14 protein-coding genes are annotated in these 15,130 nt (G+C 65.0%); 9 read left to right on the top strand and 5 right to left on the bottom strand.

Going from position 1 to position 15,130, the window contains the following annotated elements; translation table 11 throughout:
• Window positions 1-18: 18 nt before the first annotated feature.
• Window positions 19-1,365 (top strand): TldD/PmbA family protein, encoded by a 1,347-nt coding sequence (locus ACOOE1_RS13070; protein WP_420402635.1) that lies wholly within the window; start codon window positions 19-21, stop codon window positions 1,363-1,365.
• A 135-nt stretch (window positions 1,366-1,500) separates the two neighbouring features.
• On the top strand, window positions 1,501-1,986 hold the full coding sequence (locus ACOOE1_RS13075) for a YHS domain-containing (seleno)protein (protein ID WP_420402636.1): 486 nt from the start codon (window positions 1,501-1,503) through the stop codon (window positions 1,984-1,986).
• Here ACOOE1_RS13075 and ACOOE1_RS13080 read toward each other — a convergent pair.
• On the bottom strand, window positions 1,983-2,966 hold the full coding sequence (locus ACOOE1_RS13080; protein WP_420402637.1) for a diacylglycerol/lipid kinase family protein: 984 nt from the start codon (window positions 2,964-2,966) through the stop codon (window positions 1,983-1,985). The two genes, ACOOE1_RS13075 and ACOOE1_RS13080, sit on opposite strands and share 4 nt — an antisense overlap.
• 227 nt (window positions 2,967-3,193) lie before the next feature.
• Between ACOOE1_RS13080 and ACOOE1_RS13085 the strand changes: the two genes are divergently transcribed.
• The 5 genes from ACOOE1_RS13085 to lpxK all read left to right on the top strand — a co-directional run bounded on the left by ACOOE1_RS13085 (window position 3,194) and on the right by lpxK (window position 8,090).
• Entirely contained in the window at window positions 3,194-3,964 is a 771-nt protein-coding gene (locus tag ACOOE1_RS13085) for a UDP-2,3-diacylglucosamine diphosphatase (protein WP_420402638.1), read from the top strand.
• Between the two features lie 12 nt (window positions 3,965-3,976).
• Window positions 3,977-5,014: a glycosyltransferase family 4 protein gene (locus tag ACOOE1_RS13090; protein ID WP_420402639.1), complete on the top strand. Its 1,038-nt coding sequence runs from the start codon at window positions 3,977-3,979 to the stop codon at window positions 5,012-5,014.
• A gap of 117 nt (window positions 5,015-5,131) precedes the next feature.
• Window positions 5,132-5,848, top strand: a complete 717-nt coding sequence (locus ACOOE1_RS13095) for a lysophospholipid acyltransferase family protein (RefSeq protein ID WP_420402640.1) — start codon at window positions 5,132-5,134, stop codon at window positions 5,846-5,848.
• Window positions 5,845-7,122, top strand: a complete 1,278-nt coding sequence (locus tag ACOOE1_RS13100; protein WP_420402641.1) for a 3-deoxy-D-manno-octulosonic acid transferase — start codon at window positions 5,845-5,847, stop codon at window positions 7,120-7,122. Before ACOOE1_RS13095 ends, ACOOE1_RS13100 begins: the two co-directional genes overlap by 4 nt.
• A complete protein-coding gene (lpxK, locus tag ACOOE1_RS13105) occupies window positions 7,119-8,090 on the top strand; it encodes a tetraacyldisaccharide 4'-kinase (protein WP_420402642.1) in 972 nt (323 codons plus the stop codon). Before ACOOE1_RS13100 ends, lpxK begins: the two co-directional genes overlap by 4 nt.
• Here lpxK and ACOOE1_RS13110 read toward each other — a convergent pair.
• Window positions 8,080-8,889 (bottom strand): M23 family metallopeptidase, encoded by an 810-nt coding sequence (locus ACOOE1_RS13110; RefSeq protein WP_420402643.1) that lies wholly within the window; start codon window positions 8,887-8,889, stop codon window positions 8,080-8,082. The genes lpxK and ACOOE1_RS13110 overlap by 11 nt on opposite strands.
• On the bottom strand, window positions 8,886-10,469 hold the full coding sequence (gene xseA, locus ACOOE1_RS13115) for an exodeoxyribonuclease VII large subunit (protein WP_420402644.1): 1,584 nt from the start codon (window positions 10,467-10,469) through the stop codon (window positions 8,886-8,888). The genes ACOOE1_RS13110 and xseA overlap by 4 nt, the downstream gene beginning before the upstream one ends.
• A 51-nt stretch (window positions 10,470-10,520) precedes the next feature.
• Between xseA and purD the strand changes: the two genes are divergently transcribed.
• Together purD and ACOOE1_RS13125 are read left to right on the top strand one after the other, a co-directional pair.
• Window positions 10,521-11,810, top strand: coding sequence for a phosphoribosylamine--glycine ligase (purD, locus tag ACOOE1_RS13120; protein ID WP_420402645.1), 1,290 nt, complete (start codon window positions 10,521-10,523; stop codon window positions 11,808-11,810).
• Window positions 11,811-12,019: 209 nt separating this feature from the next.
• Window positions 12,020-13,744: an EAL domain-containing protein gene (locus ACOOE1_RS13125; protein WP_420402646.1), complete on the top strand. Its 1,725-nt coding sequence runs from the start codon at window positions 12,020-12,022 to the stop codon at window positions 13,742-13,744.
• Window positions 13,745-13,764: 20 nt separating this feature from the next.
• Here ACOOE1_RS13125 and ACOOE1_RS13130 read toward each other — a convergent pair whose 3' ends face one another.
• Window positions 13,765-14,040 carry a hypothetical protein gene (locus ACOOE1_RS13130; RefSeq protein WP_420402647.1) on the bottom strand — a complete coding sequence of 92 codons (276 nt, stop codon included), beginning with the start codon at window positions 14,038-14,040 and terminating at the stop codon, window positions 13,765-13,767.
• 110 nt (window positions 14,041-14,150) lie between these two features.
• Window positions 14,151-15,119: a diguanylate cyclase gene (locus tag ACOOE1_RS13135; protein WP_420402648.1), complete on the bottom strand. Its 969-nt coding sequence runs from the start codon at window positions 15,117-15,119 to the stop codon at window positions 14,151-14,153.
• Between the last annotated feature and the right edge of the window lie 11 nt (window positions 15,120-15,130).

A 15,130-nucleotide genomic window follows, 5' to 3' on the forward strand; every position in this document is an offset into this window, starting at 1 on the left:
GACGTAGGTGGGAAAGACATGTCTGATATCGGCGGACTCGAACTGCTCGACGGCCTGATCGCCAAGGCGCGAAAGGCCGGCGCCGACTCGGTGGACGCAGTCCATCTCACCGGACGCTCGCTTTCGGTCTCCCAGCGCCTCGGCAACCCCGAGGCGATCGAGCGCTCGGAGGGCAACGATATCGGGCTCCGCGTGCTTGTCGGTCAGCGGCAGGCCTCGGTATCGGGTTCGGACACCTCGACCGCAGCCCTCGACGAACTGGTCGAGCGCGCTGTCGCCATGGCGAAGGTGGCACCGGAAGACCCCTATGCCGGGATCGCGGATGCCAGCCAGATCGCAACCTCCCGCCCCGAAATCGAGATGTTCGACCCCTACGAGCCGACAGCCGAGGCGTTGACCGATCTCGCAGCGGAGGCCGAGGAGGCCGGACTCGCCGTCAAGGGCATCTCCAATTCCGAAGGCGGCGACGCCGGCTGGAGCACCACCGAGGTCGCGGTCGCCGCCAGCAACGGATTTTCCGGCCAGTACCGCCGCTCCAGCTTTTCCGTCTCCGCCGTGATGCTGGCCGGCGAGGGTCAGGGCATGGAACGGGACTACGATTATTCCGCCAAAGTGTTCTTTTCCGACCTCGAGGACGCGGCCGAGATCGGCCGCCGCGCCGGTGAGCGCACGGTCAAGCGCCTCAATCCGAAGCGCCCGAAATCGCAGCGCGTTCCGGTGATCTTCGATCCCCGGGTCAGCCGCTCTTTCCTCGGCCATCTCTCCTCCGCGATCAACGGCGCGTCGATCGCCCGCGGCACAAGCTTCCTCAAGGACAAGATGGGCGAGCAGATCTTCGCCGACGGCATCAATATCGTCGACGACCCGCTGCGCGACCGCGGCTTCCGCTCCCGCCCGTTCGACGCCGAGGGGTTGGCCTCGGAGAAACTGATGATCGTCGAGGACGGCCGACTCTCGACATGGCTGCTCGACCTCTCGACCGCCCGCCAGATCGGCCTGACGAGCAACGGCCGCGCCTCGCGCGGCGCCGGCGGCCCGCCGAGCCCGTCGGCGACCAATCTCTATCTCGAGCCGGGTGACGTCAGCCCGGAAGAGCTGATCAAGTCCATCGGCACCGGGCTCTACGTTACCGAAATGATGGGCTCGAGCGTCAGCATCGTCACCGGCGACTACAGCCGGGGCGCGGGCGGCTTCTGGATAGAGAACGGCGAACTCGCCTACCCTGTCTCCGAGATCACCGTGGCCGGGCACCTGAACGATATTTTCGGGACTCTGAAGCCGGCGAGCGACCTGACCTTCAAATTCGGGACCGATTCGCCGACGCTTCTCGTGGAAGGTCTGACCCTGGCCGGGTCCAACGGCTGATCCGACCTCCGGCAGAATTGTTTCTTCCGGAGCGACAGACTGTTTCACCGCTTCGTGAAACGAAAGGATTGGCAATCCGACCCCCGGCTCACCAGATCAGCGGCAATCGAGAGAATTCCTGATCGGAGTGAAAAGATGAGCTACAGGCGTGGCTTATCGCGACTGTTCCTTGTTGTCCTGGCCATCGGGCTGGCCGCGGCGGTCTCCCGCGAGCCGCAGACCAAGGAGCATGGCGCGCAGGTCGAGCCGTCGCTGAGCGTTCGCGACGGGCTCGCCATCAACGGATACGACCCGGTCGCCTATTTCAGCGACTATGCCGCCATCCGCGGGGAGGAAGCGTTGTCCGTCGAGTTCGACGGTGCCCGGATTCTTTTCGCGGCTCCCGAGAATCGCGACAGGTTCCTGCAAGACCCCGATAAGTATCTGCCGCAGTTCGGCGGCTTCAGCACGTTCGGCATGGCGAGAGGCAAGCTCTACTCCGCCGATCCCGAGGTCTTCGATATCATCGACGGGCGGCTCTATCTCAGCCGCAACGAGAAGGTGCGCGAACTCTGGCAACGCAATCCCTCGGGCTATATCGATCTCGCGGAGAACAACTGGCGCGACCTTCGGGCCCGTTAGGGGCGCGGTCCGGGTACGACGAGCCTGAGCGGCGCGGAAGGCAGCGAGATGCTGGCCGGCAGATTGGTGACGATGTCGCCGTCGGCCTGCACCGGGTCGCCGCTATAGGCTCCCTCCTCCGCCCAGATCGAAACCGAACGGGTCTGGATGATCCGGTAGCCTGCGGCGCGCGGCAGCCGCCCGGCCATCATGTTGCCCGCATAGCGGATCGCGTTCCAGCGCCCGGCCCGCTCGAAGAGACAGACATGCAGCATGTCCTCGTCGAGTCTGGCGTCGGGGGCACAGACGAAGGTCCCGCCGTAATAATGCGCCTTGGCCACCACCACAGAGGCGGCCCTGTAGGTATCTCTATCGATGGCGACCCGGTAGTAATGCGGCCGGTAGGTCGCCAGTTGATGCAGGGTGGTCAGCACATAGGCCCCCTTGCCGAGCCAGGCCTTCACTTTGCCGTCAACGCTGGCGACCACATCCGCGTCGAGTCCGACCCCGGCCATAAGGGAGAAACGGTGACCGTTGACGTCACCGAGCCGAACCGAGATGGCGGGGCCGCGCCAGATCGTCTCGGCGATCGTCTCCGGTGATACCGCCAGTCCGATTTCGGCGGCCAGCACATTGGCCGTTCCGAGCGGCAGGATGGCGAGCGGCAGGTCCCCGCCGCTCATCCCGTTCACAACCTCGTTGATCGTACCGTCGCCGCCGGCGGCTACCACCGCGTCGGGTGCGTCATCGGTATGCATCAGGCTGTGCTGGCGGGCATGACGAGCGAAGGCTTCCGCGTCGCCCCGCGCACCCGTTTCCAGGATCGTCGCCGCGACCCCTCGGGCTTTCAGGCCGGCAATGACGGAGGAGAAGAGCGGATAGCGCCTTTGTCCCGCTTTCGGATTGTAGATGACGACCACGTGGCGGCGGTCGCCGGCCGGAACGGGCCGTTGTATTGCGCCCGCAAGTAGCCCGCCCGATTCGCCGGTGAACTGATCCAAATGAAACCCCCGGGACTTCACCCTTTGACAGCCTGATTTGTGACAATTTTATTAATCCGTCACCCTATCTCCACAGATTTAGAAACTTTTTTTATTTCACCTTTGTGAATTCATACAAAGTTCATTTTACAACATATGGACATCTTCATAATAGATCGCGCCAGATAAACTATGAATTCGACGTTTTCCTTGGAATACAGGCCAATTTAGGGAAATGGAAGACTGAGATGAACAGTCAGAAGGGCATCGACCGCTACAGGGCGATCTGGATCTCCGACATTCATCTCGGAACCAGGGGCTGCCAGGCGGATTACCTTCTCGATTTCCTGAAACATACCGAGTCCGACTACCTCTACCTGGTCGGCGATATCATCGATATCTGGCGCATGAAGCGCTCCTGGTCCTGGAAGCAGAGCCACAACGACGTCCTGCAGAAGCTGCTGCGCAAGGCGCGCAAGGGCACGAAGGTGATGTTCCTGCCGGGCAATCACGACGAGATGTTCCGCGGTTTCCTCGGCGAGAATTTCGGGCAGATCGAGGTACGCGACGAACATATCCACGTCACCCGCGACGGCCGCCGTTTCCTGATCCTGCACGGCGACCAGTACGACGTGGTGGTGAAGTACAACAAGTGGCTCGCCCTTGTCGGTGACGGAGCCTACAACCTCGCCCTCTCTCTCAATACCCGCTTCAACCAGGTGCGCCGCATCCTCGGCTACCCCTACTGGTCGCTCTCGGCCTATCTGAAGAACAAGGCCAAGCGCGCGGTCGAGTTCATCGGCAATTTCGAGCATGCACTGGCCGAAGAGGCGATGAAGCGCGGCGTCGACGGCGTCATCTGCGGCCATATCCACAAGGCCGAGATGAAACAGATCGGCAGCGTCACATACTGCAACGACGGCGACTGGGTGGAGAGTTGCACGGCGCTGGTCGAGCATACCGACGGCCGCATGGAAATCCTGAACTGGGCCGAGATCCGCCATCTCACCTTCGCCTGAGGGACCTTCGCCATGAAAATCCTTCTCGTCTCGGATGCCTGGCTCCCCCAGGTGAACGGCGTCGTCCGCACGCTGAACACGGTGATCGGCGAACTCCGCGCCATGGGACACGAGGTCGAAACGATCACGCCGGACCTGTTCAGAACCGTTCCCTGCCCGACCTACCCGGAAATCCGCCTCGCCTGCTGGCCGTTCTTCCGGGTTCCGGCGATGATCGAGGCTTTTCGGCCGGACGCGATCCATATCGCCACCGAAGGCCCGCTCGGGATGACGGCGCGGCGTTATTGCGTGCGCAACAATCTGCCCTTCACCACCGCCTACCACACCCGCTTCCCCGAGTATGTCCAGCCTCGGCTCGGTGTGCCGGTATCCTGGACCTACAGGGTGATGCGCCATTTCCACGGCAAGTCGGCGGGCGTGATGGTGGCGACGAAATCGATCCGCGCGGACCTTGAAGCACGCGGCTTCGACAATATCCGGGACTGGAGCCGGGGCGTGGACACGGAGCTGTTCCGCCCGCGGGCGAAAGACGCACTCGATGCGGAGCGCCCGGTCTTCATGTTCGTCGGCAGGGTCGCGGTGGAAAAGAACCTGCCGGCCTTCCTCGAACTCGTGCTCCCGGGCAGCAAGGTGGTCGTGGGCGACGGGCCGGACATGGAGATGCTGAAACGCAAATTCCCCGAGACCAGATTCGTCGGCGCCAGGAAGGGCGAGGATCTCGCCCGCCACTATGCCGCCGCCGATGTCTTCGTCTTCCCGAGCCGCACCGACACCTTCGGCCTCGTCATGCTGGAAGCGCTCGCCTCGGGCGTACCCGTGGCCGCCTTCCCGGTTCCGGGCCCGCTCGACGTGATCGCCTCGGAAAAGGTCGGCGTGCTGTCCGAGGATCTGCGCGCGGCCGCCCTGAAGGCGCTGGAACTCACGCCCGAGGATTGCCGCGCCTATGCGCTCGGCTTCAGTTGGCGCGCCTGCGCCGAACAGTTCCTCGGCAACCTCGCGCCGTTCGACCCGGAGAGCGCCTTCGGCCCATCTCGGCGCCGGGCCGCCTGAATCATTCCGGACAATAAGACCTTGGCGCCGCACCACGGCGCTAGTATGCATTCCCGTGACCGTGCGGCCCGATCTGTCCCGCACGGGCAGCCCGGCCCCGGAACCTGAACGGAAAGCATGCTGAAGCGACTGTTGCGTACGGAAACCGGCCGCGAGATCGCAAGCCGCCTGCTGGCGGTGCTGATCCGGGGCCTCTCGCGCACCATCCGCTGGCAGGTTCTGCATCCCGAGTTCCGCGACGAGGTCTTCGACAACGACCGCCCGGTGATCGGCGCTTTCTGGCACAATCGCATCATGCTGATGGCGGAGATCTGGCAGACCGACCGGCCCGTCGCCATGCTGCAGTCGAAACACGCCGACGGACGCCTGATCGCCCGCACCATTCAACATCTCGGCATCGGCGACATCGTCGGCTCCGCCGGCAAGGGCAAGGGCGGCGCGCAGGCGATGCGCTCGATGCTGCGCACCCTGAAGGAGGGCGTCACAGTGGCGCTCACGCCGGACGGACCGCGCGGTCCCCGGATGCGGGTCGGCGCCGGCATCATCGCGCTCGCCCGGATGAGCGGCGCGCCGATCTACCCGGTGGCCTGGAACGTCAGACGCCGCCGCGTGCTGCGGACCTGGGACCGCTTCATCCTGGCTCTGCCCTTCAGCCGCGGTGTCTATGTGTGGGGGGCACCGCTCAATGTCCCTCGGGATGCCGACGAGGAAACGCTGGAAGCACTGCGACTGGAACTCGAGCGAAGGCTGAACGGTCTTTGCCTCGAGGCGGACCGGGCGCTCGGCACCGAACCTATCCTTCCGGCAGATCCCGATCCGGCGGCTTCGGCATGATTTTCCGGATCTATAGCGGCGCCATGCGCCTTGCGACACCGCTACTCGAGCATCTGCTGAAACGGCGGCTCGCCCGCGGCAAGGAGGACCCGGCGCGGATCGGCGAACGCCGCGGACAGGCGTCGCTTCAGCGGCCCGCCGGAGCGCTCTTCTGGGTGCACGGCGCCAGCGTCGGCGAGTGCCAGACCGCGCTCGTCCTGATCGAGCGCTTGCTTGCCCGCGATCCCGCACTGAACGTCCTGCTGACCAGCGGCACCCTGACCTCGGCAAGACTGATGGCCGACCGCCTTCCGCAACGGGCCATGCACCAGTTCCTGCCGCTCGATCAACCGGACTGGATCGGCAGCTTTCTCGATCACTGGGAACCGGACGCCGCGATTTTTGTCGAGTCCGATCTCTGGCCCAACCTGGTGCTCTCGGCCAGACGGCGGCGGATTCCGCTGATCCTCGCAAACGCCCGGATGTCGAAGGGTTCGTTCGAGCGCTGGCGCCGGCTTTCGATCTTCACCGGACGCCTGTTCAGCGATTTCTCACTAATCCTGGCGAGCAACCCGGCGCAGAAGGCCGGCTTCGAAGGCCTGACCCGCGCGCCGGTACTGTGCGTCGGGAACCTGAAGCGCGCCGCATCGGCGCTGACGACGGATCCGGCGAAGCTTTCCGCACTCAGAGACGCGGTCGGCGAGCGACCCGTATTTCTCGCCGCCAGCACTCATGCGGGCGAGGAAGAGGCCGCTGCTGAAGCGCACCGGATCGCCGCCGCCGCGCGCCCGGACGTGCTGACGATCATCGCCCCGCGCCACCCAAGCCGGGGCTCCGAGATATCGGCCATGCTGGAAGCTCAGCGCTTCCGCTGCGCGCGCCGCTCCGAAGGCGTGCTGCCCGCCCCGGAAACGGAAATCTATATCGCCGACACGCTGGGCGAGATGGGCACGCTCTTCGAACTGTCCGATACGGTCTTCGTTGGCGGCTCGCTGATCCCGGTCGGCGGTCACAATCCGCTGGAGCCGGCGCATTTCGCAAAGCCGGTCCTTTTCGGCCAGCTGATGGCGAAGAATGCGGACATCGCGTCCGACATGATCGAGGCCCGGGCCGCTCTCGAGATCGCCGATGCGAAGGATCTCGGACGACGGCTGCGCGATCTGCTGCAGAACGAATCCGAACGGGCCGGCATCGGAGCCAACGCAAAGGCCTTCGCGGAAGGCCAGGGCGCCATTGCGGAAGAGATGGCCGGGCGCATCCTCGCCGCGGTCTCCGCGTATGGAGAGACGAGATGAAGGCCCCCGGTTTCTGGCGGAGCGGCGGCCTGCTGCCGGCCCTCCTGACGCCGGCCTCCTGGATCTATCGCGCCGCTGCCGCCCTGCGCGCCGCCACCTCGCAAACCTACCGCGCGCCGGTTCCGGTCGTCTGCGTCGGCAATCTGGTCGCGGGCGGCGCCGGCAAAACGCCGGTCGCCCTCGCGCTCGGCCGCGCGCTTGGCAGGCGCGGGCTCAAGGTCGCCTTCCTCAGCCGGGGCTACGGCGGCCGTCTTGCCGGGCCGCTCCGCGTCCTCCCGGAGCGGCATAGCGCCGCCGATATCGGGGACGAGCCCCTGCTGCTCGCAGAGACCGCTCCGACCTGGGTTTCGCGGCATAGAGCGAAGGGTGCCCAGATGGCCGCCGCAGCGGGGGCCGAGCTGATCCTGATGGATGACGGCTTCCAGAATCCGACGATCGCGAAAACCGCTTCGATTCTGGTCGTCGACGGCGGCTACGGCTTCGGCAACGGCCGCCTGATGCCGGCCGGCCCGCTGCGGGAGAGCGTCGGGGGCGGCCTCGCCCGCGCCGACGCGGTGGTCCTGCTCGGAGAGGACAGACAGGGTCTCGCCGCCCCGCTTGGAAACACGCTGCCGGTGCTGTGCGGCCGACTCGCGCCGTCGCGCTCGGCTTTGGGCCTCAAGGGAGAGCGCGCCGTCGCCTTTGCCGGAATCGGCCGGCCGGAGAAGTTCTTCGACACCCTGACGAAACTCGGCGTGAAACTCCTGGAGACGCGCGCCTTCGGCGATCATCAGCCCTATCGCGGCGAGGACCTGATTGACCTGATCGCCCGCGCCGAGCAGGAAGACGCGCTGCTGCTGACCACGGCGAAGGACCATGTCCGCCTGCCGGAAGAGCTGCGGCTTCTGGTCCGGCGCGTCGATGTGGATCTGGTCTGGGAAGATCCACAGGCACTCGAGGCCCTGATCGACCGTCTGGTCACTCCATAGGAGGAACCAGGACCGCCGCGTCGACCCGGACATCGAACCAGTTGATGCGCCAGTCGAGATGTGCGCCGGTCGAGCGCCCGGTACTGCCGACCGTGCCCATCCGCTCGCCGCGTTTAAGTTCCTGGCCGACCTTCACACTGACATCCTGCATGTGCAGGAAAGCGGAACTGAGACCGTGCCCGTGATCCAGAATGATCGTGCCGCCGGTGTAATAGAGATCCTTCTCCGCCAGCCGCACGACCCCGCCCGCCGGCGCCACCACGGGCGTTCCCGCAGGCGCCGCGACGTCGATCCCGTAATGCGGTCTCTTGGGCTCGCCGTTCAGGACGCGCTGGCTGCCATAGACGCCGGAGATCCTCCCCTTTGCCGGCCAGATGAAGCCCTCGGCGAAATAGGCGCGATCGGTGTCGATCTCCCGCACCTTCCTGATCTCGGCATTCTCTCGCCGGATTCTTGCCAACACCTCGGCCGGCGGCTCGACATATTTCTGCGGAAGTCCGTCGATCCGCTGGATCTGGTATTCGCGCCTCGCGATCTCGAGTGTCCGGCGCTGCTCGCTGCCGTCGGGACCGCGCACCACGAGTTCGGCATACGGCGCCGCCTCACGCCCGAAACCGAGCACGAAGACGCCGTCCGTACCGACCCGGACCGGCTTGCCGTCAAGCATCAGAGTGGCCCCCGGATCGGTGCGGCCCATGATTATACCACCCTGGGTGAAGACGCCGTTCATCTCCAGCGAGACCGCGGCGGCCGGCCGCGCCGTCAGGATGATCAGGGCGAGCAGAACGAAGCGGATCACAGAAGACTCCCCTGGGCCGGATCGATTTTGCCTGTCTTAGGTTTGGCTGCGGGCTTTGCCGCCGGGCGTTTCGGCGGCGGGCCGTCCGCCGAACCGGGGCCGATCACCGCCTCGCGGCTGCCGTCGCCGAAATGGATCGAGACCCCGTCGCCTTCCGAGAGAGCCGCCGCACTGGTGACCGGCGCTCCCTCCGCGTCGCGCACCAGAGCAAAACCGCGTTTCAGGGTCTGTTCGTAGGAATTGCTCTCGAGGATCCGGCCAACCGAGGTCAGCCGATCGCCCTGCTGCTCCAGAACCCGGTCGACGGCACGCTCGATCTGGTTCCATGCCCGGGCCGCATCGCGCCCGCCGAGCCCCATGCGCTCGGTCACCGGCTCGAGGCGAAGGCGTACCGAAGCCGCTCTCAGATCGCTCGCGGCGTTTTGCCGGATGGTGTCCATCACCGAGTCCACCCGCTGCCGGGCCGTGACGAAGCGGTTCTCCAGCCTGCCCAGTTCGGCGGCCGGTTCTGGGATCTGCGCCGCGAGATCGCGCACCCGCTCGGTCAGGCGCGAGAGCATCCGGTCGGTCGCGGCGCTCGCCGTCTGCCAGCGGTAATCCACCGTCTGCGCCTTCGCCTCGATGATCGAGCGCGGATCGCCGAGCCCGCGCGACAGGCCAGACAGACGCGTCTCGGCCTCGCCGAGCTTGCGCTGCAGCCCGTTGAAGAGCCGGGACTCGTCCTGCATCAGCGTGGCGAGCAGTTCCGCGCGGACCGGCACTGCCATCTCGGCCGCCGCCGTCGGGGTCGGCGCCCGCCGGTCGGAGGCGAAATCGATCAGCGTGGTGTCCGTCTCGTGCCCGACGGCGGAGATCAGCGGAATCTCGCTCGCCGCCGCGGCGCGCACCACGATCTCCTCGTTGAAGGCCCAGAGATCCTCGAGACTGCCGCCGCCGCGCGCCACGATCAGCAGATCCGGACGCGGCACCGACCCGTCCGGTGCCATCCGGTTGAAACCCTCGATCGCAGCGGCGACCTGGTCCTTCGCACTCTCGCCCTGCACCAGTACCGGCCAGACCAGCACACGTGTTGGGAAACGGTCCGAGAGGCGATGCAGGATGTCGCGGATCACCGCGCCGGTCGGCGAGGTGACGACACCGATCACACGTGGCAGGAACGGCAGCGGACGCTTGCGCTCGTCGGCGAACAATCCTTCGGCCGCGAGCTTGCGCTTGCGTTCCTCCAGCAGTTTGAGCAGCGCGCCCTCGCCGGCGAGCTCCATCCGCTCGATCACCATCTGGTACTTGGAGCGCCCGGGGAAGGTGGTGAGCTTGCCGGTGCAGATCACCTCCATCCCCTCTTCCGGCCGGATCGAGAGGCGCTCCGCGATGCCGCGCCAGCAGACCGCGTCGAGTACCGATTTCTCGTCCTTCAGTGTCAGATAGACATGCCCGGAGCCCGCGCGGGTCGGGCGGGAGACCTCGCCGCGCACGCGGACATGTTCGAAGGCGCCTTCCACGGTCCGTTTGACCTGGCTGGAGATCTCGCTGACGGAGAATTCGGGAATGTTGCCGGTGGGCTCAGGGCTATCGTCTTGCATTCCCGGAATTTATGCTACAAGGCCGCCGAGCGAAAGCGTGGGGACATTAAAATGAGAATTCTGGTCGTCGGATCTGGTGCGCGCGAACACGCCTTGTGCTGGGCCATCTCGGCCTCGCCCTTGTGCGACCGTCTCTACTGCGCGCCCGGCAACGCCGGCATCGCGGAGGTGGCGGAATGCGTCGAGGTGAAGGCGGAGGATCTTGACGGACTGCTCGCTTTCGCGAAGGACGAAGCCGTCGATTTCGTCGTCGTCGGGCCCGAGGCGCCGCTCGTCGCCGGACTGGTGGACAAGCTGGAGGCAGCCGGCATCAAGGCCTTCGGGCCGAGCGCGGCGGCGGCCCGGCTCGAGGGCTCAAAGGCCTTCACCAAGGGGATCTGCGACCGCCACAACATCCCGACCGCCGCCTATGCCCGCTTCACCGATCTCGAGGCAGCGAAGGACTATGTGACCCGTCGGGGCGCGCCGATCGTCGTCAAGGCGGACGGGCTCGCTGCCGGCAAGGGCGTCACGGTCGCGCAGAGCGTCAACGAGGCGATCTCCGCGCTGGAGGACGCAATGTCCGACAAGGCCTTCGGCGCCGCCGGCGAGGAGGTCGTGGTCGAGGAATGTCTCGTTGGCGAGGAAGCCAGCTTCTTCGCGCTCTGCGACGGCAGGACCGCGCTTCCGCTCGCCGCGGCGCAGGACCATAAGGCGGTCGGCGACGGCGATACCGGGCCGAATACCGGCGGAATGGGCGCCTATTCCCCGGCCCCGGTTATGGACCAGGCGATGATCGACCGGGTGATGAAGGATATCGTGCAGCCGACCGTCGACGGCATGGCTGCGGAGGGCATGCCGTTCAAGGGGGTGCTTTTTGCCGGACTGATGATCACCGCCGACGGCCCCAAGCTGATCGAGCACAATGTCCGTTTCGGCGATCCGGAATGCGAAGTGCTGATGATGCGCCTGACGAGCGACATCCTGCCGGCGCTGATCGCCTCGGCCGACGGGCAGCTCGACCAGATCACGCTCCGCTGGCGCGACGAGGCGGCGCTCTGCGTGGTCCTCGCCTCGAACGGCTATCCCGGTTCCTACGAGAAGAACACCCTGATCGCCGCGTTGCCCAAGGACACCGACATGGTGACGACGTTCCATGCCGGAACGACACGGACCGACAAGGACGTTCTTCTGGCGACCGGCGGCCGGGTGCTCGTCGTGACCGCGCGCGGCGCGTCCGTGTCGGAGGCGCAGTCGCGCGCCTATGAAGCCGTCGAGGCGGTCAACTGGCCTCACGGTTTCTGCCGCAAGGATATCGGCTGGCGTGCCGTGGCGCGCGAACGCGGCGGCGCCGATCAATAAAATTTTGCGGAAAACAGCGAAAATTCCAACAAATCGGTCATCTAACCTTCACATACAAATGGATTTAAAGCGCCACGAAATGAAATAAAAAGGGCCCGTGCATATGCCCTAATTTTTTGTGGCGAACCTCAGTGCTCGATGTGACATCAGCCGCTGCGAGCGGTTCCGAAAGGTTTGAGTCGAGTAGCCGCTTTCCGCGCTTGGACTCGTTGGTCACCGGGCTTCGGCACGCTTTCCAGCCCATAGTCCATCTCGATACGGGCCTGACCCATGGCTTCGAGGCCTTGCTGCGAGGACCGGTCGAACTCGGTTTCGACAGCATCGCCAATCTCTTTGACCGCGCAGCCGAGGCCGGACAGGTCGAGGAACTCGAGGCCCGCCTGCTGCAAAAGGCGCTCCAGGATTTCTCAGCGCTCTCCTGCGCGGACGGCCTGCATCTCTTCTTCAATATCGATGCGCGCAGCCTGCCGCACCTGAGCCACCGCACCTCCGGCATCCTCGAAAACATGGCCGGGCTCGGGCTCTCCAGCACGCAGCTCTGTCTCGAGGTTTCCGAAAAGTCCGATATTTCCCAGGACAGCGCCGCCACCCGGGCGCTCCGCCAGGCCCGCGATCACGGCATCCAGATCGCGCTCGACGATTTCGGCGAAGGATATGCCCGCCTGCGCCTGCTGCATGAAGAGCACGCCGAGTACGTAAAGTTCGACCGCTATTTCATCAACAACGTCGCCAACGATCCGAAGAAGAAACTCTTCGTCTCCAGCCTGATCGACATGTTCGAGGTACTCGGCATCCAGACCATCGCCGAGGGAGTCGAAACCGAAGAGGATCTGAGCAGTTGCCGGGAACTGGGTTTCGATCTGGTCCAGGGCTATCTGGTGGCGCGGCCGACGCTGGAACATGAAAGCCTCAGCCGCAGCTACGAGAGCCTCATGACGGCGCGCCGCCGCGACCGGCGGGCGCGCTCCTCGGACCAGCACATCCTGCGCGAGCAGATCGTCAAGGTTCCGACGCTCAAAATCGAGACACCGATGCAGGACGTGTTCGACGCGTTCCGCACCAATCAGAGTGCCCGGCTGTTTCCGGTCCTCGACATGAACGACCGGCCTCTCGGGATCGTCCGTGATGTCGACCTGAAGGCCTATGCCTTCTCACCTTACGGCAAGGATCTGATCGTGAACCGCAGCTTCGGCAAACGGCTCGGCGATTTTGTGCGGCCCTGCCCGGTCGCGGACATCCACACCCAGGCCGAGCGCATCCTGCAGATCTACAGCCATAACGACTCGCTGAACGGCGTGATCATCGTCGAGAATGCGCAGTATGTCGGCTTCCTCGACAATTCCTCGCTGCTCCGGGTGCTGAACGAGAAGAACCTGATCTTTGCCCGCGAGATGAACCCGCTTACCAAGCTGCCCGGCAATACCTCGATTGCGGATCATATCGCCGACGCCGTCACGGACACCGAAGCGAGCTGCGCGCTGCTGCATTTCGACTTCGATAATTTCAAGCCATTCAACGACACATACGGGTTCCGTCAGGGCGACCGGGCACTGCTGCTGTTCGCGGAGAATCTCCGGCAGACCTTCAGCGGACCGGATTTCTTTGTCGGACATATCGGCGGGGACGACTTCTTTGTCGGGGCCCGCGGCACCGATACGGCAGATGTCAGCCGTCGCGCCTACGAGGCGCGCCGGCAGTTTGCCCGGGACGTCGAGAGCTTCTACGACAAGAAGGCCCGCGAACGCGGTTCGATCGAGGCCCCCGGACGCGACGGCAAGTTACGAAGCTTTCCGCTGCTCACCTGCAGCGCCGCCATGCTGGTGATCGAACCGGGCCGGCGCATCGCCGATCTGGAATCCGCGCTGACGGCCTTTGCCGAACTGAAGAAACGGGCAAAAGAGGAAGGCGGCTTCGCCTGCCAGACCATCCAGTAGCGGTTCCGCCGGCGCCGCGGTCATATCCCGCTTGGCGGTTTGCCGTAGATCTTTTCGAATGCGACCTTCAGGCGCTCGGTCTCTTCTTCGGTCATCTCGCCCATCGCGTCGATGAAATCCTGCTGTTCGTTCAACTGCCGCTCGCACATGGCGTGGAACACGTCCATCAGGTCGCGGAAAGCGCTGAACCGCGGATTGCCGACAGGATCGGAACGGACCTCGAAGACCGAGATAATTGCTCCCATCTTGCGGACCATATGCTCAAGCTCGGCCGCTCGTCCCTTGTCTAGCGCCACAGCGGAAACTCCCCAGCAATTTCGACAAATCGATTTGCACCGGGATCATACCCGGCTCCCGCGCCGCGGCAATCTCAATCGCCCCAGGACCGAAATACGCGGCAACGACCTCAGGCCTGCTCGGCGGTCCAGACAACCACCCGGTCGCGGCCGGTATTCTTCGCCTCGTATAGCGCCCGGTCGGCGCGCTCAGTGATCTCCTTCAGCCGCCGCCGCGGGACCAGTTGAGCGACGCCGAAGGACACGGTTACGGACAGCGACTCCGCGCCGTCGATCTCGACCGGTGTCTCGGCGATCTTCCTGCGCACCCGGTCGAGCACCCGGCGCGCCTCTTCCGGATCCGAGTCCGGCAGACAGATCAGGAATTCCTCCCCGCCGAAGCGATAGATCGTGTCGTAGGGGCGGAGCGAATCCTCGATCAGCCGGGTGACGCGGGACAGCACACGGTCACCCGCATGATGCCCGTAGGTGTCGTTCACCGACTTGAAGCGGTCGATGTCCGCGATGGCGATGGAACATGGCCGGCCGGTCCGCCGGATCCGCTGCTGCTCGCGCAGCAGCTCCTTTTCCATGGTGTGACGCGTATTCGTCCCCGTCAGCGGATCGAGATTTGACAGCGCCGCCCGAAAGGCCCGGGCCATGCGTCCCGCCTGCTCGTTGAAACTGTCGATCTTGTGCAGCAGAGCATCATACTCTTCGGCCGGAATGCCGTCGTCCTTCCAACCCCTGACGGCGAGTATCGCGGCATGGGCATAAATACTCTGATGCATGCCGACCAACGCGGCGAAAGCGGGCTGCGAGAAGAGATCGTCGTCCCGGTTCGTGGAGTACCAGCGACCGAAGCGGCTCATCCTGTGCGCGTCCTCGGTGACCACTTCGGGATCGGGCCGGAGCCGACAGACCAGCGCCCGGTGAAACAGGGCCAGCCACTGCCGCGTCTCCTCGATCGCGGAATCGAGTTCGTGCACGATCTCCTCGAGCTGACGGCGGGAGAACTCCGGATCCGGAGCGTCCTGTTCCGTGCTGATGTCCTGGGCCGAAATCGCCTTCTTCCCTAAAATGCCCGCCGCGCCCTGCATTCAACCTATCG

Source organism: Nisaea sp., assembly GCF_965216895.1.
Taxonomy (GTDB): Bacteria; Pseudomonadota; Alphaproteobacteria; order Thalassobaculales; family Thalassobaculaceae; genus Nisaea.

What these genes read in the sequence shown, in the direction of transcription:
- ACOOE1_RS13070 (WP_420402635.1), top strand. Translation starts at nt 19, where the DNA reads ATGTCTGATATCGGCGGACTCGAACTGCTCGACGGCCTGATCGCCAAG.
- ACOOE1_RS13075 (WP_420402636.1), top strand. Translation starts at nt 1,501, where the DNA reads ATGAGCTACAGGCGTGGCTTATCGCGACTGTTCCTTGTTGTCCTGGCC.
- ACOOE1_RS13085 (WP_420402638.1), top strand. Translation starts at nt 3,194, where the DNA reads ATGAACAGTCAGAAGGGCATCGACCGCTACAGGGCGATCTGGATCTCC.
- ACOOE1_RS13090 (WP_420402639.1), top strand. Translation starts at nt 3,977, where the DNA reads ATGAAAATCCTTCTCGTCTCGGATGCCTGGCTCCCCCAGGTGAACGGC.
- ACOOE1_RS13095 (WP_420402640.1), top strand. Translation starts at nt 5,132, where the DNA reads ATGCTGAAGCGACTGTTGCGTACGGAAACCGGCCGCGAGATCGCAAGC.
- ACOOE1_RS13100 (WP_420402641.1), top strand. Translation starts at nt 5,845, where the DNA reads ATGATTTTCCGGATCTATAGCGGCGCCATGCGCCTTGCGACACCGCTA.
- lpxK (WP_420402642.1), top strand. Translation starts at nt 7,119, where the DNA reads ATGAAGGCCCCCGGTTTCTGGCGGAGCGGCGGCCTGCTGCCGGCCCTC.
- xseA (WP_420402644.1), bottom strand. Translation starts at nt 10,469, where the DNA reads ATGCAAGACGATAGCCCTGAGCCCACCGGCAACATTCCCGAATTCTCC.
- purD (WP_420402645.1), top strand. Translation starts at nt 10,521, where the DNA reads ATGAGAATTCTGGTCGTCGGATCTGGTGCGCGCGAACACGCCTTGTGC.
- ACOOE1_RS13135 (WP_420402648.1), bottom strand. Translation starts at nt 15,119, where the DNA reads ATGCAGGGCGCGGCGGGCATTTTAGGGAAGAAGGCGATTTCGGCCCAG.